Consider the following 21174-nt stretch of genomic DNA (forward strand, 5'->3'; position numbering starts at 1 on the left):
CGTCCGAGCCGGAATCGGCGAGTTGTGGGACAGTGGAGAAATGAAGCACGGCTCCGATCCGGGGTTCGACGACCGGTTCGATGACTTCGACGGCCACAAGAGCCGCCCGGTGCTCATCACCGCCGCCGCGACCTCGTACGAGGAGCAGCATCGCGCGCGGGTCCGTAAGTACTTGACCTTGATGGCATTCCGCATCCCGGCGCTCATCCTGGCTGCGGTCGCCTACGGCGCGTGGCACAACGGGCTGATCTCCCTGGCGATCGTGGCGGCCTCCATCCCGTTGCCCTGGATGGCCGTGTTGATCGCGAACGATCGGCCGCCGCGCAGCGCCGAGGAGCCGCGCCGGTTCGACGACGCCCGCCAGCACATTCCCCTGTTCCCGCGGGCCGAACGTCGCGCGCTCGAGGCGCCGCGACCGCCGCAACCGGACTGGCCTCCCGGCGCCCGCGGCGGAATTGATCCCGACTAGCCGTCGTTTCGCCGAAGGTGCCGCCGTCGCGGACTTCTCAGGACTTTCTCAGGTCGACGGCACATTTCTGCACGTCAAGACGTGTGAGATAGGGAATCGCTGGGAACTCTCAGAGCTGATCTGTCGTTGAACTCGATGACAGAACAAAGCCGAACGGGAGGTCGCTATGGCGAACGCCAGCACGAGCAGATTTGACGGCGATCTGGATGCTCAAAGCCCCGCAGCGGATCTAGTGCGCGTATATCTGAACGGAATCGGTAAGACGGCACTGCTCAATGCGGCGGGTGAGGTCGAACTCGCGAAGCGCATCGAGGCCGGGCTCTACGCCGAACACCTGCTCGCAACGCGTAAGCGCCTCGGGGAGAACCGTAAACGCGATCTAGAGGCCGTGGTGCGGGATGGTCAGGCGGCGCGTCGTCACCTGCTGGAAGCCAACCTGCGTCTGGTGGTGTCGCTGGCCAAGCGGTACACCGGTCGCGGCATGCCATTGCTGGACCTGATTCAAGAGGGCAACCTCGGGCTGATCCGCGCGATGGAAAAGTTCGATTACACAAAGGGATTCAAGTTCTCGACCTACGCGACGTGGTGGATCCGTCAGGCGATCACCCGCGGCATGGCCGACCAGAGCCGCACCATCCGGCTGCCGGTCCATCTGGTGGAGCAGGTCAACAAGCTGGCGCGGATCAAGCGCGAGATGCACCAGAACCTGGGACGCGAGGCCACCGACGAGGAACTGGCCGCCGAGTCCGGCATCCCGGTGGAAAAGATCAACGACCTGCTCGAGCACAGCCGCGACCCGGTGAGCCTCGACATGCCGGTCGGTTCCGAGGAGGAAGCACCGCTGGGCGACTTCATCGAGGACGCCGAGGCGATGTCGGCCGAGAACGCGGTGATCGCCGAGCTGCTGCACACCGACATCCGCAGCGTGCTGGCCACCCTGGACGAGCGTGAGCACCAGGTCATCCGGCTGCGCTTCGGCCTGGACGACGGTCAGCCGCGCACCCTGGACCAGATCGGCAAGCTGTTCGGCCTGTCCCGCGAGCGGGTCCGCCAGATCGAGCGGGACGTAATGTCCAAACTCCGCAACGGGGAGCGCGCCGACAGGCTACGGTCGTACGCGAGCTAACACCTCACTCGAGCTAGGTAGCAGACGGTATGCCCGCCGCGTCCGCGGCGGGCATACTGCTTGCCTGGGAGGCGTTACAACCATTCGCGCAGCTGGCCAAGTAGACTCAGCGTCGACGGAGGGTGCTGAATGAACGACCTGGTTGACACCACCGAGATGTACCTGCGGACCATCTACGACCTCGAAGAAGAGGGCGTAACGCCGCTGCGTGCCCGAATCGCCGAACGCCTGGATCAAAGCGGGCCGACTGTCAGCCAAACCGTGTCGCGCATGGAGCGGGACGGTTTACTTCACGTGGCCGGCGACCGCCACCTCGAGCTCACCGACAAGGGCCGGGCGCTGGCCATTGCCGTGATGCGCAAGCACCGCCTCGCCGAGCGATTGCTGGTCGACGTCATCGGGCTGCCCTGGGAAGAGGTGCACGCCGAGGCGTGCCGCTGGGAGCACGTGATGAGCGAGGACGTCGAGCGGCGGCTGGTGAAGGTGCTCAACAACCCGACCACCTCGCCCTTCGGCAACCCGATCCCCGGGCTCCTGGACCTGGGCGTGGGCCCGGAGTCCTGGTCCGAGGACGGCCCCCTGGTCCGGCTGACCGAGCTGCCCGCCGGCGCGCCGGTGGCGGTCGTGGTGCGGCAGTTGACCGAGCACGTCCAGGGCGACATCGACCTGATCTCCCGCCTGAAGGACGCCGGTGTGGTCCCGAACGCGCGCGTCACCGTCGAGACCAGTGCCGCCGGGGTCACCATCGTCATCCCGGGCCACGAGAACGTCACCCTGCCGCACGAGATGGCGCACGCGGTCAAGGTCGAGAAGGTCTGACCCGGGCGCTTGGCGCCCGTCGCCGCGCTTGCCACTACCCCACCCTGCGGCCAAACGGCCGGCGCGGTGGCAGCCGCACGCCGAACTGCTTGGCCAGCCGGTAACCGGTCAGCGCCAGTTCCCTGATGTCGTCGGGCCGCAGACCGGATTGCAACGCGGTGTCCAGCATGCCCGCCATCCGATGGTCGGGGTCACAGCGCAACGCCTCCGCCAGCGACACCCCGGCGAGCGGGCCGTCGCCGCGGGCATAGGCGCTGAACGCGATCAGGACCAGTGCCTCGACCCGCCAGGGCGAGGGCAACGTGCGCGCCAGCAGCGCCCACAGCGACTCGGCCTCGCCGGCGCTCTCCCCCACCGCCAGGGCATACAGGATGTCGCGCACCTGTGCGTCGCACAGGGCACAGCCCAGCGTCGCCACCTCCGCGTCCGATAGCGATTCCCCGCCCGCGACCCGGGAGGCGGCGGCCATCGCCGCCTCCACGTCGCGGCGGGTGCAGCGCACCGGATGCGCACGATGCGCCGCCCGGCGCCGGGCGGCCTGTTTGCCGACCACGGCGGCCAGCGCCGCGCTGCGCGCCGGGTCGTCGGGCGCGATGACCGCCTGCAGGTCGGCACGACGCGCATAGAGCCGCCTGCCCTCCAGCACCGCCGCGGCCGCCAGCGGCGAGGCCGCGGGATCTTCGACCACGCCGCTCGACCCGCAGCCCTCGGCGCAATGCCACCGCCCGCCGAGCGCCACCTGGTCCACCACGTGGGTGGCGTAGAGCTCAATGTCGTGCTCCGACAAGGCTTCTGCCAGCGCCACCGAGAGCTGACGGTATTCCTCGTTGCAGCTTGGGCAGTAGGCACCGTCCGCGTCGACGATCACCGCGATCACGGCCTCGGGGGCCGCCGCCGCGGCGACCTCCGCCAGGTGTCCCACCCGGTCGATGACCTCCTCGGAGAGGTCGACGCGCATCACCGACCCGAGTTCACCGTCGCCCAAAGACACTAATATCAATGAATTTTCGGGAACGAAGCCGAGAACGGCCGGCAGCGCCGCGATGAGTGCGCCGGGGCGGGACAGTTCGAAGTCTGCTCGATGCGTCGTCATGGGCACCACGCTGACGGCGGCCACCGTCAGGCGGTGCTCAGGTGCGCGGGTGCGGCGGCGGACCTGTGGATGAACCCAGCACTGTGCGTTGTGCTGCCTTACTGTTTAAGCCATGAGTTCGGCGCAAGAGTACGACATGGTGGTCATCGGGTCCGGGCCCGGCGGCCAGAAGGCCGCCATCGCCTCGGCCAAGCTCGGAAAGTCGGTCGCCGTCGTCGAACGCGGCCAGATGCTCGGCGGCGTGTGTGTGCAGACCGGCACCATCCCGTCAAAGACGTTGCGCGAGGCGGTCCTCTACCTCACCGGGATGAGCCAGCGCGAACTCTACGGCGCCAGCTACCGCGTGAAGGAGAAGATCACCCCGGCCGATCTGCTGGCCCGCACCCAGCACGTGATCGGCAAGGAAGTCGACGTGGTGCGCAACCAGCTGATGCGCAACCGGATCGACCTGCTGATCGGTCACGGGCGTTTCATCGACCCGCACACCATCGAGGTCGAGGACCCGTCGCGGCGCGAAAAGATAACCATCACTGGTAAATACGTCGTCATCGCCACCGGCACCCGGCCGGCGCGGCCCTCCGGCGTCGAGTTCGACGAACACCGGGTGCTCGACTCCGACGGGATCCTCGATCTCAAGTCGCTGCCCACCTCGATGGTGGTGGTCGGCGCCGGCGTCATCGGCATCGAGTACGCCTCGATGTTCGCCGCGCTGGGCACCAAGGTCACCGTCGTGGAGAAGCGCGAGGACATGCTCGACTTCTGCGACCCCGAAGTCGTCGAGGCGCTGAAGTTCCACCTGCGCGACCTGGCGGTGACGTTCCGGTTCGGCGAGGAGGTGACCGCGGTCGACGTCGGGTCGGCGGGTACCGTCACCACCCTGGCCAGCGGCAAGCAGATTCCCGCCGAGACGGTGATGTATTCCGCCGGGCGGCAGGGCCAGACGGATCATCTCGATCTGCACAACGCCGAACTGGAGGCCGACAACCGCGGACGCATCTTCGTCGACGACAACTTCCAGACCAAGGTGCCCCACATCTATGCCGTCGGCGACGTGATCGGCTTCCCCGCCCTGGCCGCCACGTCGATGGAGCAGGGCCGCCTGGCCGCCTACCACGCGTTCGGGGAGGCGAGTGACGGCATCACCGAGCTGCAACCGATCGGCATCTACTCCATCCCCGAGGTCTCCTACGTCGGCGCCACCGAGGTGGAGCTGACGAAGAACGCAGTCCCCTACGAGGTCGGCGTGGCCAGGTACCGCGAGCTGGCCCGCGGCCAGATCGCCGGCGACTCCTACGGGATGCTCAAGCTGCTGGTGTCCACCCAGGACCTCAAGGTGCTCGGGGTGCACATCTTCGGCACCAGCGCCACCGAGATGGTGCACATCGGGCAGGCGGTGATGGGCTGCGGCGGCACGGTGGAGTATCTGGTGGACGCGGTGTTCAACTACCCCACGTTCTCCGAGGCGTACAAGGTGGCGGCGCTCGACGTGATGAATAAGGTCCGGGCGCTCAACCAGTTCCGCCACTAGCCCGATCGTGGCGACCCGCAACGCCCGGCTGCGAACTGGAGTGGCGACCCGCAACGCCCGGCTGCGAACTGGAGTGGCGACCCGCTGCGCCCGGCTGCGCCGCGCTGGCGATCGCCACGGCCGCGCTGGCGATCGCCGCTAACAGGCGTCTTGCAGGTCGCCCGCGACCGGATCGCCGGGGCCGCCGGCCTCGGCGCGGGCCAGCAGCTCCGCGGTGTGCGCATCGAACGGCGCCGAATACGACATGTTCGCCGCGCAGCCACCCCGCTCCAGACCGCCGATCACCCCGATCAGCGTCGTCCCGCTGACCCAGGGCGCGCCGCTGGTGCCGTCCACCAGCCCCTCGCACGCCAGCGCGGGAAACCCGGTGTCGGTGACCGACGTGCTGGCCTGACACCCGATGGGCGAGCCCCCCACGCCGGCCGGATACCCCAGCACGGTGACGCGGCTGCCCGGCGGAGGCGTCACACCCAGCGTCAGCGCCAGGCCGACCCGCGACTCGACCGGGGCACCTGCGTCGTTGCTGACCCGCGCGATCGCATAATCGGCGTGCGGGTCTTTGCTGGCCGTCCAGCGCGGGTCCAGGTAGACCGCGTCGGCCTTCCACACATCGGCGGGACCGGGCGGGGCATCGCCGGCGAAACCGGGAACGAACGTGATCAGCGACGCTCCGGCCAGGCAGTGCGCGGCGGTCATGATCAGGTTGCCACCCGTCGAATGCACCACGGAACCGGTGCACACGTGCAGCGGGCCGCCATCGATGAAGATCGCCCCGATGCGCCGATCCGGCTCGACCGGACCGGCGACGGCCTTCTGTTCGGGCTGGCTGAGCCGCTGCACAGGACCGCCGACGCGCGGGGCGGATACCGGCGCACCCGAAACATGCTCGACGGGCCGGTGACACGACGTCAGCGACGTCGCCACCCCCAGCACCGAGCAGAGCATCAGGATCCGAATGCGCATCGCCTTCATCATGCCTGACCGGGGGGCGGCAAGCCGACTCACACATGTCGCGGTGCGCCGCGCGGTTTGCTGGCGCGCCCCTGGGTGAGCCTTCGCGCGTTGCTTTCGGATTACGCCTGAGACTTATCACGTTTCAGCTATAAGCGTGACGCAAAGTTCGCTGAGCGATGTGGGTGCCGCCTGATTCGGGGGACACTTGGTAGGGCACCCTGGAAGGACCCCGAGAGGAGGCGATCGCAGATGGCTCACCACCAAGACCCAGCTGACCGGTACCAGCCGGGGCAGGCCGGGATGTACGAGCTCGAGCTGCCGGCGCCGCAGCTGTCGACGTCCGACGGCCGCGGTCCGGTGCTGGTGCACGCCCTGGAGGGCTTTTCCGACGCCGGTCATGCCATCAAGCTGGCGTCCGCGCATCTGAAGGCGGTGCTGGACACCGAGTTGGTCGCGTCCTTCGCGATCGACGAATTGCTGGACTACCGGTCCCGGCGGCCGCTGATGACATTCAAGACCGATCACTTCACCCACTACGAGGAGCCCGAGCTGAACCTCTACGCGCTGCGCGACACGGTCGGCACCCCGTTCCTGTTGCTCGCCGGCATGGAGCCGGATCTGAAGTGGGAGCGCTTCATCACCGCGGTGCGGCTGCTGGCCGAGCGCCTCGGCGTGCGCCAGACCATCGGCCTGGGCACCGTCCCGATGGCGGTTCCGCACACCCGGCCGACCACCATGACGGCTCACTCGAACAATCCGGAGCTGATCGCCAACTTCCAGCCGTGGATCTCGGAGATCCAGGTTCCCGGCAGCGCGTCCAACCTGCTCGAATACCGGATGGGCCAGCACGGTCATGAGGTAGTCGGCTATACCGTGCACGTCCCGCACTACCTCACCCAGACCGACTATCCGGCCGCCGCGCAGGCGCTGCTCGAGCAGGTCGCCAAGACCGCGTCGCTGGAGCTGCCGCTGACCGCGTTGACCGAGGCAGCCGAGGTGATCCGGGCCAAGATCGACGAGCAGGTCGAGGCGAGCGCGGAGGTCGCTCAAGTGGTGACCGCGCTGGAGCGCCAGTACGATGCCTTCATCGACGCTCAGGAGAACAGATCGTTACTGGCTCGCGACGAGGATCTGCCTAGCGGCGATGAGCTAGGCGCAGAATTCGAGCGATTTCTGGCCCAGCAAGCGGAGAAGAAGTTCGACGACGACGACCATGCCTGACCCCCGCAGCACCAGCCCCTAGCCAGACCGCCTTAGCCCGGCCCGACACCAAGGTTGGCGATATGACCGAGCGGAAGCGCAATCCCACGCTCCGCCCGGTGCGTGAAGTGACCGCACCCAAACTCGAGTTCCGCACCATCCACGGTTACAAGCGGGCCTACCGCATCGCCGGTTCCGGGCCGGCTATCCTGCTGATCCACGGCATCGGCGACAACTCGACCACGTGGAATACCGTGCAGGCCAAGCTCGCCCAGCGATTCACGGTGATCGCCCCGGACCTGCTGGGGCACGGGCGATCGGACAAGCCGCGCGCCGACTACTCGATCGCGGCCTACGCGAACGGGATGCGTGACCTGCTCAGCGTGCTCGACATCGAGCGGGTGACGATCATCGGGCACTCGCTGGGCGGCGGCGTGGCCATGCAATTCGCCTATCAATTCCCGCATTTGGTGGAGCGGCTGATCCTGGTGGGTGCCGGTGGCGTGACCAAGGACGTCAACTTCGTCTTGCGGTGGGCGTCGCTGCCGATGGGCAGCGAGGCGATCGCCCTGTTGCGGCTACCGCTGGTGCTGCCGGCGGTTCAGCTGATGGGACGCGTTTTGGGCGTGGCGCTGGGCAGCAGCGGCCTGGCCCGCGATCTGCCCAACGTGCTGCGCATCCTCGACGACCTGCCCGAACCGACGGCGTCCGCGGCGTTCAGCCGGACGCTGCGGGCGGTCGTGGACTGGCGCGGGCAGATCGTCACCATGCTCGATCGATGTTATTTGACCGAGGCCATCCCGGTGCAAATCGTTTGGGGCACAAAGGATGTGGTGGTCCCGGTCCGGCACGCGTGGATGGCGCACGCCGCGATGCCCGGCTCGCGGCTGGAGATCTTCGAAGGCTCCGGCCACTTCCCCTTCCACGATGACCCGGCCCGTTTCATCGACGTCGTCGAGCGCTTCATCGATTCCACCGACCCCGCCGAATATGATCAGGCCAATCTGCGCAGCTTGCTGCGCACCGGCGGCGGCGAGCGGGCCGTCTCGGGCCCCGCGCCCACTCGCGTCGCCGTACTGAACGCCATGGGGTCCGACGAACGCAGCGCCACCTAATCCCATGATCGATGGGGACGCCTTCGGCGCCGTACAGTCGGGCCATGGGGATCGACGTGACGGTGTTGCGGGTGTTCACCGATTCGGACGGCAACTTCGGTAATCCGCTGGGCGTGGTGGATGCGCGCCGGGTCGACCCCGCCCACCGGCAGCGGCTGGCAACCCAATTGGGCTACAGCGAGACGGTTTTCGTGGACCTCCCGGCCACCGGTTCCTCAACCGCACACGCCGCCATCTACACGCCGCGCACCGAACTGCCGTTCGCCGGCCACCCGACCGTCGGCGCGACGTGGTGGCTGCGCGAGAACGGTTCGCCGATCAACACCCTGCGGGTACCCGCGGGCCTCGTGCAGGTGGGCTACGACGAAGACCGCGCCCGCATCAGCGCCCGCGCGGATTGGGCGCCCGACTTCGCCCTGCACGAGTTCGCCTCGGCCGACGAGGTTCTCGCCGCCGACCCGGCGGAGTTCCCCGACGACACCGCGCACTACCTGTGGGCCTGGACCGACCGGGCGACCGGATCGCTGCGGGTGCGGATGTTCGCCGCCAACCTCGGCGTGGTCGAGGACGAGGCCACCGGTTCGGCGGCGATGCGCATCACCGACTACCTGAGCCAGAGCCTGCGGATCACCCAGGGCAGGGGCTCCGTCATCGAAACGACGTGGAGCGCCGAAGGCTGGGTCGGGGTGGCCGGGCGGGTCGTCAACGACGGTGTGCGACACCTGGATTGACGGCTCGGGCCACGCGGGCGGTCTAGCCTTGCCGGTGCAGCACCGCGGCGAGGTGGTCCTGCAGTGGTTGCCCGACCGCGCCCATCCGCACGGTGTAGGACAGTTCGTCGCCGTCGATGCGGAACGAACGGCCAAGCGCCGTCACCTCTTTGGCGCTGGGGGTCAGCCCGACGGCCGTGGTGGCCATCTGCATTTCGATGACGTCACCGCTGACCGAGTAGGTGCCCACCTCGATTTCGGTGATGCCGCTGGGATGCGCCAGGACCAGCTCGACGTGGCCCGGTTGGGGCACCCGGAGATATCCGGTTTCGGCGTGCAGCGGCTTGCCGTCGGCCACCGCCTTGGTTTTCTGCCCGTAGGCCAAAAACGGTTTACCGACGTGGGCGAACACGACTTCCTCGAGGTAGTCGAACGGCGGGATCGTCGGGTACTTTCCCGCGCCCTGGCCGGACCAGGTCCCAAGGAGCGGGGCCAGCGCCGCGAGGTCGGGATGCAAGTCAGGGGGCATGAATTTGAGCCTAGCCGGGCGACGATGCGGGCCGGGACGGCCCGGGGAGGAGCCGGGCGATTCAGACCTAGCCGGGCGACGATGCGGGCCGGGACGGCCCGGGGAGGAGCCGGGCGATTCAGACCCAGCCGGGCGACGATGCGGGCCAGGACGGCCCGGGGAGCGCTGTCAGCCCGGGGTGGCCACTCCGCGGTGATCCCGGAGCGCCTGGATCTCGCGTTCGAAATCGTCTGCGGACTCGAATGAGCGATATACCGAGGCGAACCGCAGGTAGGCCACCTCGTCGAGGTCGCGCAGCGGCCCGAGGATGGCCAAACCCACTTCGTGACTGGGGATCTCCGGGGAACCCGCGGCGCGCACGGTGTCTTCCACCTGCTGGGCCAGCAGGTTCAGCGCGTCGTCGTCGACCTGGCGGCCCTGGCAGGCGCGGCGGACGCCGCTGATCACCTTTTCCCTGCTGAACGGCTCGGTGACGCCACTGCGCTTGACCACCGCCAGGACCGCGGTCTCCACCGTGGTGAAACGTCGTCCGCACTCGGGACAGGAGCGGCGCCGGCGGATGGCCTGGCCTTCGTCGGTTTCGCGCGAGTCGATCACCCGGGAGTCGGGATGACGGCAGAACGGACAGTGCATGACCGCTCCTTCACCGTGCCGACAAACAACCGCAGGACTTCGAGCGTACCCGCGCGCCGATCTGCACGGCTACGAAGCCGTTTTCGCACAACGGTTGTCAGCCGACCGGAGCGATCAGGGTCTGGCCGGCCATCAGGTTGGGCGAGTGCAGGTCGTTGAGTTCGCGGATACGGTCGGCGACCTGGGTGGTCGGCGCGTCGGGAGCGACCCGGTGCGCGAAGTCCTGCAGCGACTCCCCCGCGTCGACGCGGACGACCGCGAGCCGGTCGGGAACGTGGGCCGCGGAGTTGGCGGAGTCGCCATTGAGCACCTGGCCGACGTTCGCGACGAGACCCAGCCACAGCGTGATCGCTCCGGCGGCCACTGCCAGCCCGATCGTCGACGCCCAGGTGGTGGCGCGCCTGCGGTGCGGAGCGACCGACATCGCCACCCCGGTGCCGTAGTAGCGCGTCGCCGCACCCGCCGGGCGGGCCGGCGCGGGCCTGCGAGACCGGGCCAGTCCGTCACGTCCGTACCGAACGCCTTGGACGGGTCCGTTGATCGGGCGCCGAAGACTGCTGATACGCGGCGCAGGCGTGTGGATGACTGTCATCTTCGTTCCTCCGGTCAACTAGCTCTCGCTCGTGTGTTCGACACTAATCGCTTGTGTGTTCGAAACCCGAACATTTGAGCGAAGCGTGTCGCACGAGCAAACGCTAGATCACACCACCGACAAGTTCGTCGGCCTCTACCACTGTCACGAGGCCCAGATACCCGATATCCCGAAGAGTTACACATTTGTGATTCACCCGACTTTGGGCCTTCTCCGCCGGCGTTCCATCCGGGGCGACACGCCACTCGAACACATGTTTGATTCTTGTTCGTCGGGCGGCTACATTCAGTGCCATGGGCGACAGCAACGACATTTCTCCGCCCGGCCCCGAAGGCCGGTTGCACTCCGTGGATCCTTCGCTGACCGAGCGGCAGCGCACCATTCTGAATGTCATCCGCGCGTCGGTCACCAGCCGCGGCTACCCGCCGAGCATCCGCGAGATCGGCGACGCCGTCGGCCTGACGTCGACCTCATCAGTGGCACACCAGCTGCGCACCCTGGAGCGCAAGGGATACTTGCGGCGCGATCCCAATCGTCCGCGAGCGGTCGATGTCCGCGGGGCCGACGACGAGGTGGCGGCGCCCGCCACCGAGGTGGCCGGCTCGGATGCCCTGCCCGAACCCACGTTCGTCCCGGTGCTCGGGCGTATCGCGGCGGGCGGACCGATCCTGGCCGAGGAGGCCGTCGAGGACGTCTTTCCCCTGCCGCGCGAATTGGTCGGCGAGGGAACGCTTTTCCTGCTCAAGGTGGTCGGCGATTCGATGGTCGACGCCGCGATCTGTGACGGCGACTGGGTGGTGGTGCGTCAGCAGAACGTCGCCGACAACGGCGACATCGTCGCGGCGATGCTCGATGGCGAAGCAACCGTCAAGACGTTCAAACGCGCCGGCGGTCAGGTCTGGCTGATGCCGCACAACCCGGCGTTCGACCCCATCCCCGGCAACGACGCGAGCGTGCTCGGCAAGGTCGTCACGGTCATCCGCAAGGTCTGACGCGCGAGGAGTCAGTCGGCCCGGGTGAAGCCGTTGGCCAGCGCGACTTCCTCGCTCGACAACCAGATTTCGGCGAGCGTGTCCTGATACAGGTCGCTGCCCGGCGTGTAGTACAGCCCGTAACGCGCACTGGCCTTGATCGGGTATCCGTCGGGCGCCTGGTACGGGTCGTCGAGCGGCAGATGGATCGTCGGCCGGCCGTCCGGGCCCGCCAGACCGTTTTCCGAGCCGTCCTCGGCGTCGTCGGCGGCGGCGTGCCGACCGCTACGCGCCGGCGTCCCCGCGGCGACCGCACCGGCGCCCACGGCGTCCGCCGCGTCGGCTCCCGTGGCGCTGGCGGCCCCCGACTCGACGTCGGGCTCGGGCGTGGCGACGTCGAGGTAGTCGTCCTCGGGCTCGGCGGTCTCCAGGGCGCCGGTCACGGCGTCGGTGTCCGGTGGGGTGCGGGGAACGACGACGTCGGGATACTCGTCGTCCGGGTAGGCCTGGCGCGCATAGTCGGCGTCGGGGTCCTCGGCGTCGACGTAGGCCGCGTCGTCCGCGGTCTCGGGCTCGGCGAGCTCGGGGACTTCGTCGGCGTAGTCGGTGTAGTCGGACTCGGCCGCGGGATAGTCGGCCTCTGACAGCATCTCCTCGGAGACGACGGGGATGGAGTCGGTGTCGACGGCGTCGGGGTCGTCCTGCTCGAATCCGTAATCGCTCTCGGCCGGAGCCTGACGTTGCCAGCTGACCCGCCCGACGTCCGGCGCCGGTTCGGCCGGCGCGCTCAGCGGCGCGAACGACTCGGCGTCGTGCTCGGAATCGTCGTGCCCCCACGGGCCGTCGGCGTCGTAGCCGAAGTCGCGGCCGCGGTCGGGCGCATAGCCCGCAACGTCGGGTTGCCCGGGCCGGCGCCGGCGCCAGCCGAACAGCACCCACGCCAGGAGTACGAGCAGCACCAACACCGGAATGGCGGCCATCAGCCACCACCAGTGCCAGGTGAACTTCTTGGCGTGCGCCGGCATGGCCGAATTGCTGGGCTGGTTCTGACCCGACACCTGCAGGCCGGACAGCAGGGGCGCCAGGTTGGCCGGTTCCGTGCTGAACGTGTTCTTGGCCCGGTTCCATGAGATCTTGCCGCCGGTGAACTGCTGCGAAATCACGTCGCCGTTCACGGTTTGGTCGCCGACCGGCGCGCCGAGCTTGCCGGCGGGGGCGCGGAGCTTGTCCCACGCCGCCTTCATCGCGCCGCGGATGACGAACGCGCCGTGCTCCGACGTCCAGAAGATGACCGGCTTGTCGGCGGCGGAGAAGGTGCAGACCTTGCTGGAAGAGCCTATGCCGCCGTCGGTTTCGTTGGTGGTGGGGAATCCGAGGTCGCTGCCCACCGGGCCGCCCAGCGACTCGTATTTGGCCAGGATGTCGCTCTCGACGGCGTTCGCGCCGGTGGCCGGCGTGAAGAACACCTTTCCGCCGGCGAAGTTCTGAGCGATCCCGTCACCGCCGACGGAATATTGGCCGCCCTGCTTGGCGCCCAACGGCCCGCTGGGTCCGCCCGCCGCGCGCCACGCCGTGTTGATCGCCGCGGTGGGATCGATCGCCACCTGCAGACCCTTCAACTGATCGGCCAGCGCCGGCGGTTCGGTGGTGAACTGCTTGGTCTGCCGGTTCCACGAGACCTGGCCGCCGCTGAATTTCTGCGAGGACACCTCGCCGCTGTAGGTCTCGTCGCCGACCGGCACGCCCAGCACCCCGCCCGAGCTGCCCAGCTTGTCCCAGGCGGTGTTCAGCGCGCCGCGCACCACGAACGGGCCGTGCTCGGGTGTCCAGAAGATCACCGGCTTGTCGCTGGCCGAGAAGGTGATCACCCGGCTGTCGGGGCCGGATAGACCGGGCACTTCGTTGATGGTCGGGAAGCCCAGGTCGCTGCCGGCCGGCCCGCCGAGCTGCTCGTATTTGTCGAGGACGGGCCCGTAGGCGAACTTGGCTCCGGTGGCCGGGGTGAAGAACATCTTGCCGCCGTCGAAGTCCAGGGCGAAACCGTCCCCGACGGGGTACACGTCGCCCTTGCGAGCGCCCAATGGTGAGGTGTCGCCGCCGGCCTTGTCCCAGGCGGCCATGATCGCGGCTTCGGCGTCGCCGATAGGACTCGCTACCGCGGTGGGGGCCAGCAGCACGGCGGCCAGTGCGGTGGTCGTCAAGCTGACCAGCGCGCTTCCGATCAGCTTGCGCATGTGACCTCTCTGCACCTTCACCAAGCCTCCCAGCCGGCGGATAGGGATCTATCTGCGGCTATGCCCTTACCTGCATAACCGGCGAGCGGGCCGTGCTTGCGCGGAAAATGGACCCGCGCACGATCAGCCTTACCGCCGGGCTCGCATAACTTTGCTCCAACCAACAAGAAATGCGAAGTCAAATCACGAATTTTACAAAAACGGATACCACACCGATGTCGAAATGATGCGTGCCCATGGCCCAATCGCGACCCGCCGGGCCACCGTTCGCGCTGTGTTGCGGATATCGCACAGAAAAGCGGCCGGAGCGCGCGCTCGAGGAACGCCGCCGGACTGCCGACTCGCACAGCCGAATTGCGCCGGACGCGGCCGCCACGGCGCAGGAGGCGTCGCCCGCGGGGCGATCGCGGGCCTGACTATGCGCGACGACGCGCCCGGCGTACCCGAGACACATCCGCCGACGGTATGGGAACCACCACCGAATTCACGCCCGCACCGACCGCTGGTCGACAAATTCGACCGCGGCTGCCGAAGCTACCCAGCAAACGAAACGCTATACACCGAGGCTGCGGCCGATGATTTCCTTCATGATCTCGGTCGTGCCGCCGTAGATGGTTTGCACCCGCGCGTCCAGATAGGCACGGGCAACGGGATATTCACGCATGTAGCCGTAACCGCCGTGCAGCTGCAGGCAGCGGTCGATCAGGTGCACCTGCTTTTCGGTGCAGTACCACTTGGCCATCGCGGCCTGTTCGGCGGTCAGCTTGTGGTCCAGGTGCAGGCGCACGAACTCGTCGACCATCATGCGGACCACGGTCGCCTCCGTCGCCAGCTCGGCGAGCACGAACCGGCTGTTCTGGAAGCTGCCGATCGGCTTGCCAAATGCCTTGCGCTCCTTGGTGTATTGCAGAGTCTGCTCCAGCACCTGTTCCATGGCCGCGGCCGCCATGATGGCGATCGAGATCCGTTCCTGCGGCAGGTTCTGCATCAGGTAGATGAACCCCATACCCTCCTGGCCCAGCAGGTTTTCGGCCGGCACGTGCACGTCGGTGAACGACAGCTCGGCCGTGTCCTGTGCGTCCAGCCCGATCTTGTCCAGGTGCCGGCCGCGCTCGAAGCCCTCCATGCCGCGCTCGACGGCGAGCAGCGAGAAGCCCTGTGCGCCCTTTTCCGGGTCGGTCTGCGCGACCACGATCACCAGGTCGGAGTTGATTCCGTTGGTGATGAACGTCTTTGACCCGTTGAGCACGTAATGGTCGCCCTGCTTGACTGCGCGGGTCTTGATGCCCTGCAGATCGCTGCCGGTGCCCGGCTCGGTCATCGCGATCGCCGTAATCAACTCTCCGGTACAGAATTTCGGCAGCCAGCGCTGCTTCTGCTCCTCGGTGGCCAGCGCCAACAGGTACGGCGCCACGATGTCGTTGTGCAGGCCGAAACCGATGCCGCTGTAGCGGCCCGCGGTGGTCTCCTCGGTGATGATCGTGTTGTACCGGAAGTCGGGGTTGCCGCCGCCGCCGTACTCCTCGGGCACCGCCATGCCGAGGAAGCCCTGCTTGCCGGCCTCCAGCCAGACGCCGCGGTCGACGATCTTCGCCTTCTCCCACTCGTCGTGATAGGGCGCGACGTGGCGCTCGAGGAAGCCCCGGTAGGACTCACGGAACAGGTCGTGCTCTGACTCGAAAAGAGTGCGCTGGTATTTGATGGCGCTGCTCATGGAAGACCTCCGGCGACTGGGATTCTGCAGCCCAACATATACCAACCGGACGGTTGGTCGGCGGCTGGCGGGGTCAGCTACCACCCTCGTCGGGGGTCTCGGGCGCCGCCGCGCAGCACATCGCCCGGTCGTGGGGCAAACGCCCGCTAGTCGGCCGAGAACTCGCGCAGCCGGCCGGCCAGGGCCGTCGGGACCCGGGCCCTGATCCGGGTGCCCTCGGCGTTGTGCTCCTCGGTCTGGACGCGTCCGTCGGCGTGCAGGCGCGCCACCAGGTCGCCGCGGTGGTACGGGATCACCACGTCCACGGCGGTGTCGGCGGGCACAGCGAGCTCGGCGATCCGGCGGCGCAGCGCGTCGATCCCGTCGCCGGTGCGCGCGGAGACGAACATGGCGTCGGGCAGGGCGTGGCGCAGCTTGGCCAGCGCCAAATCGCTTGCGGCGTCGACCTTGTTCACCACCACCAGCTCCTGAGGGGCGCCGCCGTCGTGGTCGGTCCCATAGTCGGCGACGACGTCGGAGACCACCTGGCGGACCGCGTTGATCTGCGCCAGGGGGTTGACGTCGGAGCCGTCGACGACGTGCACCAGCAGGTCGGCGTCGACGACCTCTTCCAGCGTGGAGCGGAACGCCTCGACCAGTTGGGTGGGCAGGTGCCGGACGAATCCGACGGTGTCGGTGAGCACGAACGGCCGGCCGTCCTCGAATTCGGAGCGCCGGGTGGTGGGCTCCAGGGTGGCGAACAACGCGTCCTGTACCAGCACCCCGGCCCCGGTCAGCGCGTTGAGCAGGCTCGACTTGCCGGCGTTGGTGTAGCCGACGATGGCGATCGCGGGCAGGTCGCTGTGCACCCGCCGGCTGCGCTGGGTATCGCGAACCTGCTTCATGTCCTTGATCTCGCGGCGCAGCTTGGCCATCCGCTCGCGGATGCGCCGCCGGTCGGTCTCGATCTTGGTTTCACCGGGACCGCGCAGGCCCACGCCTCCCCCGCTGCCGCCGGCGCGTCCACCGGCCTGCCGCGACATTGATTCACCCCAGCCGCGCAGCCGCGGCAGCATGTATTCCATCTGGGCCAGCGTGACCTGCGCCTTGCCCTCCCGGCTGGTGGCGTGCTGGGCGAAGATGTCGAGGATCAGCGCGGTGCGGTCGATGACCTTGACCTTCACGGCCTTCTCCAGGGCGGTCAGCTGCGCCGGGGACAGCTCACCGTCGCAGATGACGGTGTCGGCGCCGGTCGCCAGCACCACCTCGCGGAGCTCCTGGGCCTTGCCCGAGCCGATGTAGGTCGACGGGTCGGGCTTGTCGCGGCGCTGGATCAGCCCCTCGAGCACCTGGGAGCCGGCGGTTTCGGCCAGGGCGGCGAGCTCGGCCATACTGGCCTCGCTGTCGGCGGCGGTGCCGTCGGTCCACACGCCCACCAGGACGACCCGCTCGAGCCGGAGCTGGCGGTATTCGACCTCGGAGATGTCGGTGAGTTCGGTGGACAGGCCGGCGACGCGGCGCAGCGCCGACCGATCTTCGAGGGCGAGTTCGCCCGTGCTGGGCTCCGGTGCGGCCGGAGAGTGATCGCGGAATTCGGGATGTGTCATAGGCAATACAAGATGATGCACGCGAAAAAGGTTTTGTGCACTCGATTTAACGCTGCTGTTCGCGCCACCATTCCTCGCTGAGTTCTCCTTGGGCCACCAGCACGGACGGTCCGCGCAGGAAGCTGGTGGCCTCGGTGATGGTGACGACGACCTCGCCGCCGGGCACCCGGACGGTCAGGGCGCCGGTGGCCGCACCGGCACCGGCCAGCGCGGCGACGGCGGCCGCCACCGTTCCGGTGCCGCAGGAGCGCGTCTCGCCGACTCCCCGCTCGTGCACGCGCATGTGCACCGCCCCGTCGGCGGGTGCGGTGACGATCTCGACGTTCACCCCGTCCGGGAACTGGGTCGCGTCGAAGCTGACCGGCGCGGCCACGTCCAGCGCCGCCAGCGCGTCGGGCGTCAGATCCGGGTCCACACAGGCCAGGTGCGGGTTGCCGACGTCGACCGCCAGGCCGGAGAACCGCCGCCCCCCAACCACCGCGTTCCCTGGGCCCAGGGTGTTGGCCTTGCCCATGTCGACGCTGATGTCGGCGGTGGTCGCGTCGGCGCGGTGCACGACGACCGGCCGCGGGCCCGCCAGCGACCCGACCACGAACTCGTCGCGGGACTCCATGCCGCTGGCGCGCAGGTAGTGCGCGAAGACCCGCACGCCGTTGCCGCACATCTGGGCGACCGATCCGTCGGCGTTGCGGTAGTCCATGTACCAGTCGCCAGGGTCCACACCGTCGGGCACCCGGTCGAGCACGCCGGCCGAGCGCGCCGCACCGGCGGTGGTGACCCGCAGCACCCCGTCGGCGCCCAGCCCGCGGCGGCGGTCGCAGAGCGCTTCGACCCGCTGCGCGGTCAGGCTCAGCTGGGCCTGCGGGTCCGCCAGCACGACGAAGTCGTTCTGGGTGCCGTGGCCCTTGGCGAATTTCACCTGCTCAGGATACGTGGCGCCAGGCCCGCACGGCGGCGTCGACGAGCGGGGCGCGATCGGCGGCATCGAGCCACTGCACCCGGTGGTCCCGGCGAAACCAGGACCGCTGGCGCCGCACGTAGCGGCGGGTGCCGACGAAGGTCTGCTCGCGCGCCTCGCGCAGCCGATCCGCATCCGGGCCCGCGGGACCGCCCGCATCCAGGGCGGCGAGCACCTGCGCGTAGCCCAGCGCACGCGACGCGGTGACCCCGTCGCGCAAACCCCGCTCTAGCAGTCCGATTACCTCGCCGACCAGACCCTGATCGAACATCGCGTCGGTGCGCCGCGCCAGCCGGTCGTCGAGAATCGTTGTGTCGCAATCCAACCCGACGATGGCCGTGTCCCACCGCGGCGCGCCGATCCGCGGCGCGGAGGCGGCGAACGGCTGACCGGTCAGCTCGACCACCTCCAGGGCGCGCACGGTGCGCCGGGCATCGGTGGGCAGGATCGCCGCGGCCGCGGCGGGATCGCGCCGGGCCAGCTCGGCGTGCAGCTCGCCCACCCCCACCTCGGCCAGCCGCTGCTCCCAGCGGGCGCGCACCGCGGGATCGGTGGCGGGAAACGACCAGTCGTCGAGCAGCGACTGGATGTAGAGCATCGAGCCGCCCACGATGACGGGCAGCGCGCCCCGGGCCGCGATCGCTTCGACGTCGGCCGCCGCGGCGCCCTGATAGCGGGCGACGGTCGCGGTCTCGGTGACGTCGAGGACGTCGAGCTGGTGATGTGGGATGCCGCGGCGGGCCTCGACGGGCAGCTTCGCCGTGCCGATGTCCATGCCGCGATAGAGCTGCATGGCGTCGGCATTGACGATCTCGGCGCTTACACCGAGCCGCTCGACCCGGTCGGCGAAGTCGAGGGCCAGCTGCGACTTGCCGGTGCCCGTGGGCCCGATGATCGCCAGGGGGCGCACGGCCGTCACAACTGCCAGGCGCCGGCGAAATAACCCACCCCGTAGGGCGCTCCGCGGTACAGCTGCTTGGCCGATCGGGGCCCGGGACCGGCCAGGCCGGCCAGCACCTGGAACGCGACCCGTCCCAGGATCTGGTCCGGCAGCTGGCGCAGGGCGGTGACGTCGCCGCTGGCCAGCGCGTCGTCCAGGGCCTCTTGCGCGGCGGCGTTGTCGGGGTCGTACCCGCCGGGGGCGGCCGGTGTCAGTGTGTTCGCGCCGTCGGCCACCACCAGCACCCCGACCGGCTCGGGTGACCGGTCGATCTGCGCGCGCAGGCGGTTGCCGAGCTTGCACGCGGCGGCGGCGTCGCGGTCGCCGCGGTAAACCCGGACCCGTGCGCTGGCCTGCGGCTGCGCCTGGCCACGCACCCACCCGGCCAGCAACGCGCACACGGGAAGCGGCACCGGCGTCGCGGTGTCGTGGGGCCGCGGAGACAACTGGACGGGCACGTCGACGCCGAAACCGGCGAACGTGCCCACGGTGTCGGGACCGAACTCGTCGTCGTCAGGACCCGTTCCGATCGCCACCCAGCGGTCGGGCAACAGCGCCGCCGCGGCAAGCGTCGCGGCGAGAAGCTCGGCCACCTCGGAGGCGGCCGCTCCGGCCAGTTCGGGCACCAGGACCGGCGCCGACGGGACGATCGCGATCGCGCTGAGCACGCCACCAAACTAACGTGGCCGCAAAGGTCACCACCCGGAGGTGTCGGCCACCACCAGACGGTCACTGAAGGGGCCGAAGTCGCCTTCGGTCGGTGCCGCCCGGGGCGGCACTTTTCGCGAGGCACCGTCTCCGCGGGAATCGGACTGATCGATGCTGGCGGCCTCGCCGCGGGCCAGGGCGATCGTGGCGCCGATGACGACGGCGACCGCGCCCACCAGCACGAACGCCTTGGGGCCATGGGCATTCAGCGTCTCACCCAGCACCAGCACCCCGAGCAGGCCGGCGACCACCGGCTTGGCCACCGTCATCGTCGGCAACGACGCGGTCAGCGCGCCGGCGCGGAACGCCGATTGTTGGAAGATCATCCCGCACAGGGCCACCAGCAGCCAGGGCACGAACTCCGGCGAGGTCAGCACGGCCACCGGGCCGCGCTCGGACATCTCGACGACGCCCTTGGTCAGCACCGCAAACAGCGCCAGCGAGGAGCCCGCCACCACCGCGAGCAGGACGGCCGCGAACGGGCTGCCGGCCCGCAGCCGCGCCGTCACCACGCAGGCCACCAGCAGCGGCACCATCACCAGGGCGACGATGATCCAGGTCTGCAGCGGCGCCCGCTGCACGCCGGCCGCCGGATCCCCGACGATGATGACGACCGCCAGCGCGGCCGCCAGGATGAGCGCCCACATCCACTCCCGGGGTTGCACCCGGTGATGGGCGAGGCGCGCGTAGATGGGCAGCGCGAACAGCAGCGCGGTCACCTGCAGGGCGGTCACCAGCACCACCGAACCCCAGGCCAGGGCGGCGGCCTGCAGGCTGTAGTTGGCGATCGCGGCCAGGCCGCCCAGCCACCATCGGGCGTCCCGCAATGACATGCGGAACAGTTCCAGATGGCCGACCGGCTTGTCGGTGATCTCGTGCGCGGAGCGCTGCCGGATCACGTCGCCGACCGCGGATGCCAGCGCCGCGCACACTGCAAGCAACGCCGCGACATCAACCTTCGACATTCTCGACCCCTCCGCCCCTAGACTGTCCGACCCAGCTTTCCCCGGGGCGCAGGCAAATACACGCACAATTTGCGTTCAGTTCAACTACAAATCTATGACGTTCCACACGTTGCTAACTGCGCCGCAGGTAACCGTTCAACTACTACTTCAGCAATCTATGCAACGCGTGGGATAACTCTAAGAGAACTACACAGGTAGCTGTGCGCGATGGCAAAGGCCTTTCGCTGCCAGCGTCTTTCGCCCGCCGCGCGCCGCCCCGGATGGGACAAGTGTCACAACATCTCCCCGCTGGCCCGGCCCGCCGCCGGCCGCGGTCCTCAAGGCTGCTAC

At 68.9% G+C, this 21174-nt stretch carries 20 protein-coding genes; 8 read left to right on the forward strand and 12 right to left on the reverse strand.

Going from position 1 to position 21174, the window contains the following annotated elements:
• Positions 1 to 22: 22 nt before the first annotated feature.
• From A5659_RS14790 to A5659_RS14800, 3 genes are all read left to right on the forward strand, one after another.
• Positions 23 to 469: a DUF3099 domain-containing protein gene (locus A5659_RS14790; protein ID WP_156749226.1), complete on the forward strand. Its 447-nt coding sequence runs from the start codon at positions 23 to 25 to the stop codon at positions 467 to 469.
• Positions 470 to 635: 166 nt separating this feature from the next.
• Positions 636 to 1595, forward strand: a complete 960-nt coding sequence (gene sigB / locus A5659_RS14795) for a sigma-70 family RNA polymerase sigma factor SigB (protein WP_007774892.1) — start codon at positions 636 to 638, stop codon at positions 1593 to 1595.
• 129 nt (positions 1596 to 1724) lie between these two features.
• Positions 1725 to 2414 carry a metal-dependent transcriptional regulator gene (locus A5659_RS14800; RefSeq protein ID WP_066860726.1) on the forward strand — a complete coding sequence of 230 codons (690 nt, stop codon included), beginning with the start codon at positions 1725 to 1727 and terminating at the stop codon, positions 2412 to 2414.
• Between the two features lie 34 nt (positions 2415 to 2448).
• On the opposite strand, the gene A5659_RS14805 is transcribed toward A5659_RS14800, so the two are convergent.
• Positions 2449 to 3507 carry a DUF4192 domain-containing protein gene (locus A5659_RS14805; RefSeq protein WP_066879812.1) on the reverse strand — a complete coding sequence of 353 codons (1059 nt, stop codon included), beginning with the start codon at positions 3505 to 3507 and terminating at the stop codon, positions 2449 to 2451.
• 112 nt (positions 3508 to 3619) lie between these two features.
• On the opposite strand from A5659_RS14805, the gene sthA reads away from it, so the two are divergent.
• Complete coding sequence (gene sthA / locus A5659_RS14810) at positions 3620 to 5035, forward strand: Si-specific NAD(P)(+) transhydrogenase (protein WP_066860729.1); 1416 nt, start codon at positions 3620 to 3622, stop codon at positions 5033 to 5035.
• A 138-nt stretch (positions 5036 to 5173) separates the two neighbouring features.
• On the opposite strand, the gene A5659_RS14815 is transcribed toward sthA, so the two are convergent.
• Positions 5174 to 6010, reverse strand: coding sequence for a serine protease (locus tag A5659_RS14815; protein ID WP_066860732.1), 837 nt, complete (start codon positions 6008 to 6010; stop codon positions 5174 to 5176).
• 228 nt (positions 6011 to 6238) lie between these two features.
• On the opposite strand from A5659_RS14815, the gene A5659_RS14820 reads away from it, so the two are divergent.
• The 3 genes from A5659_RS14820 (at position 6239) to A5659_RS14830 (ending at position 9035) form a co-directional block, all read left to right on the forward strand.
• Positions 6239 to 7210, forward strand: coding sequence for a proteasome assembly chaperone family protein (locus tag A5659_RS14820; RefSeq protein WP_066860735.1), 972 nt, complete (start codon positions 6239 to 6241; stop codon positions 7208 to 7210).
• Between the two features lie 62 nt (positions 7211 to 7272).
• Positions 7273 to 8304, forward strand: a complete 1032-nt coding sequence (locus A5659_RS14825; protein ID WP_067144382.1) for an alpha/beta fold hydrolase — start codon at positions 7273 to 7275, stop codon at positions 8302 to 8304.
• 44 nt (positions 8305 to 8348) lie between these two features.
• Positions 8349 to 9035, forward strand: a complete 687-nt coding sequence (locus tag A5659_RS14830) for a PhzF family phenazine biosynthesis protein (protein WP_067144383.1) — start codon at positions 8349 to 8351, stop codon at positions 9033 to 9035.
• A 22-nt stretch (positions 9036 to 9057) separates the two neighbouring features.
• Here A5659_RS14830 and A5659_RS14835 read toward each other — a convergent pair whose 3' ends face one another.
• From A5659_RS14835 to A5659_RS14845, 3 genes are all read right to left on the reverse strand, one after another.
• Positions 9058 to 9543, reverse strand: coding sequence for a peroxynitrite isomerase (locus tag A5659_RS14835; RefSeq protein ID WP_067182079.1), 486 nt, complete (start codon positions 9541 to 9543; stop codon positions 9058 to 9060).
• Between the two features lie 168 nt (positions 9544 to 9711).
• A complete protein-coding gene (gene nrdR, locus A5659_RS14840) occupies positions 9712 to 10176 on the reverse strand; it encodes a transcriptional regulator NrdR (RefSeq protein ID WP_007774910.1) in 465 nt (154 codons plus the stop codon).
• Between the two features lie 97 nt (positions 10177 to 10273).
• Positions 10274 to 10768, reverse strand: a complete 495-nt coding sequence (locus tag A5659_RS14845; RefSeq protein ID WP_066860747.1) for a LysM peptidoglycan-binding domain-containing protein — start codon at positions 10766 to 10768, stop codon at positions 10274 to 10276.
• 293 nt (positions 10769 to 11061) lie between these two features.
• Here A5659_RS14845 and lexA point away from each other — a divergent pair, with 293 nt between their 5' ends.
• Positions 11062 to 11760, forward strand: coding sequence for a transcriptional repressor LexA (lexA, locus tag A5659_RS14850; protein ID WP_066860750.1), 699 nt, complete (start codon positions 11062 to 11064; stop codon positions 11758 to 11760).
• Between the two features lie 11 nt (positions 11761 to 11771).
• Here lexA and A5659_RS14855 read toward each other — a convergent pair whose 3' ends face one another.
• The 7 genes from A5659_RS14855 to A5659_RS14885 all read right to left on the reverse strand — a co-directional run bounded on the left by A5659_RS14855 (position 11772) and on the right by A5659_RS14885 (position 20844).
• Positions 11772 to 13973: an LGFP repeat-containing protein gene (locus tag A5659_RS14855; RefSeq protein ID WP_067182084.1), complete on the reverse strand. Its 2202-nt coding sequence runs from the start codon at positions 13971 to 13973 to the stop codon at positions 11772 to 11774.
• A 553-nt stretch (positions 13974 to 14526) separates the two neighbouring features.
• Entirely contained in the window at positions 14527 to 15687 is a 1161-nt protein-coding gene (locus A5659_RS14860) for an acyl-CoA dehydrogenase family protein (protein ID WP_007774924.1), read from the reverse strand.
• 146 nt (positions 15688 to 15833) lie between these two features.
• A complete protein-coding gene (gene hflX / locus A5659_RS14865; protein ID WP_066879749.1) occupies positions 15834 to 17273 on the reverse strand; it encodes a GTPase HflX in 1440 nt (479 codons plus the stop codon).
• Between the two features lie 46 nt (positions 17274 to 17319).
• The gene (gene dapF, locus A5659_RS14870) at positions 17320 to 18192 is read right to left on the reverse strand and encodes a diaminopimelate epimerase (RefSeq protein ID WP_067139658.1); all 873 of its coding nucleotides are present in this window, start codon (positions 18190 to 18192) and stop codon (positions 17320 to 17322) included.
• A 4-nt stretch (positions 18193 to 18196) separates the two neighbouring features.
• Positions 18197 to 19141, reverse strand: a complete 945-nt coding sequence (gene miaA, locus A5659_RS14875) for a tRNA (adenosine(37)-N6)-dimethylallyltransferase MiaA (RefSeq protein WP_066879807.1) — start codon at positions 19139 to 19141, stop codon at positions 18197 to 18199.
• A gap of 5 nt (positions 19142 to 19146) precedes the next feature.
• The gene (locus tag A5659_RS14880; RefSeq protein ID WP_066879745.1) at positions 19147 to 19839 is read right to left on the reverse strand and encodes a hypothetical protein; all 693 of its coding nucleotides are present in this window, start codon (positions 19837 to 19839) and stop codon (positions 19147 to 19149) included.
• Positions 19840 to 19866: 27 nt separating this feature from the next.
• Positions 19867 to 20844 (reverse strand): DMT family transporter, encoded by a 978-nt coding sequence (locus A5659_RS14885; RefSeq protein WP_066860762.1) that lies wholly within the window; start codon positions 20842 to 20844, stop codon positions 19867 to 19869.
• Positions 20845 to 21174 lie beyond the last annotated feature (330 nt).

This window comes from Mycobacterium sp. 1165196.3 (genome assembly GCF_001673415.1).
In the GTDB taxonomy this organism is placed as follows: Bacteria; Actinomycetota; Actinomycetes; order Mycobacteriales; family Mycobacteriaceae; genus Mycobacterium; species Mycobacterium europaeum_A.

Coding starts and splice junctions, on each gene's coding strand:
- sigB (WP_007774892.1), top strand. CDS start 636: ATGGCGAACGCCAGCACGAGCAGATTTGACGGCGATCTGGATGCTCAA.
- A5659_RS14800 (WP_066860726.1), top strand. CDS start 1,725: ATGAACGACCTGGTTGACACCACCGAGATGTACCTGCGGACCATCTAC.
- A5659_RS14805 (WP_066879812.1), bottom strand. CDS start 3,507: ATGACGACGCATCGAGCAGACTTCGAACTGTCCCGCCCCGGCGCACTC.
- sthA (WP_066860729.1), top strand. CDS start 3,620: ATGAGTTCGGCGCAAGAGTACGACATGGTGGTCATCGGGTCCGGGCCC.
- A5659_RS14815 (WP_066860732.1), bottom strand. CDS start 6,010: ATGATGAAGGCGATGCGCATTCGGATCCTGATGCTCTGCTCGGTGCTG.
- A5659_RS14820 (WP_066860735.1), top strand. CDS start 6,239: ATGGCTCACCACCAAGACCCAGCTGACCGGTACCAGCCGGGGCAGGCC.
- A5659_RS14825 (WP_067144382.1), top strand. CDS start 7,273: ATGACCGAGCGGAAGCGCAATCCCACGCTCCGCCCGGTGCGTGAAGTG.
- A5659_RS14830 (WP_067144383.1), top strand. CDS start 8,349: ATGGGGATCGACGTGACGGTGTTGCGGGTGTTCACCGATTCGGACGGC.
- A5659_RS14835 (WP_067182079.1), bottom strand. CDS start 9,543: ATGCCCCCTGACTTGCATCCCGACCTCGCGGCGCTGGCCCCGCTCCTT.
- nrdR (WP_007774910.1), bottom strand. CDS start 10,176: ATGCACTGTCCGTTCTGCCGTCATCCCGACTCCCGGGTGATCGACTCG.
- A5659_RS14845 (WP_066860747.1), bottom strand. CDS start 10,768: ATGACAGTCATCCACACGCCTGCGCCGCGTATCAGCAGTCTTCGGCGC.
- lexA (WP_066860750.1), top strand. CDS start 11,062: ATGGGCGACAGCAACGACATTTCTCCGCCCGGCCCCGAAGGCCGGTTG.
- A5659_RS14855 (WP_067182084.1), bottom strand. CDS start 13,973: ATGCGCAAGCTGATCGGAAGCGCGCTGGTCAGCTTGACGACCACCGCA.
- A5659_RS14860 (WP_007774924.1), bottom strand. CDS start 15,687: ATGAGCAGCGCCATCAAATACCAGCGCACTCTTTTCGAGTCAGAGCAC.
- hflX (WP_066879749.1), bottom strand. CDS start 17,273: ATGACACATCCCGAATTCCGCGATCACTCTCCGGCCGCACCGGAGCCC.
- A5659_RS14885 (WP_066860762.1), bottom strand. CDS start 20,844: ATGTCGAAGGTTGATGTCGCGGCGTTGCTTGCAGTGTGCGCGGCGCTG.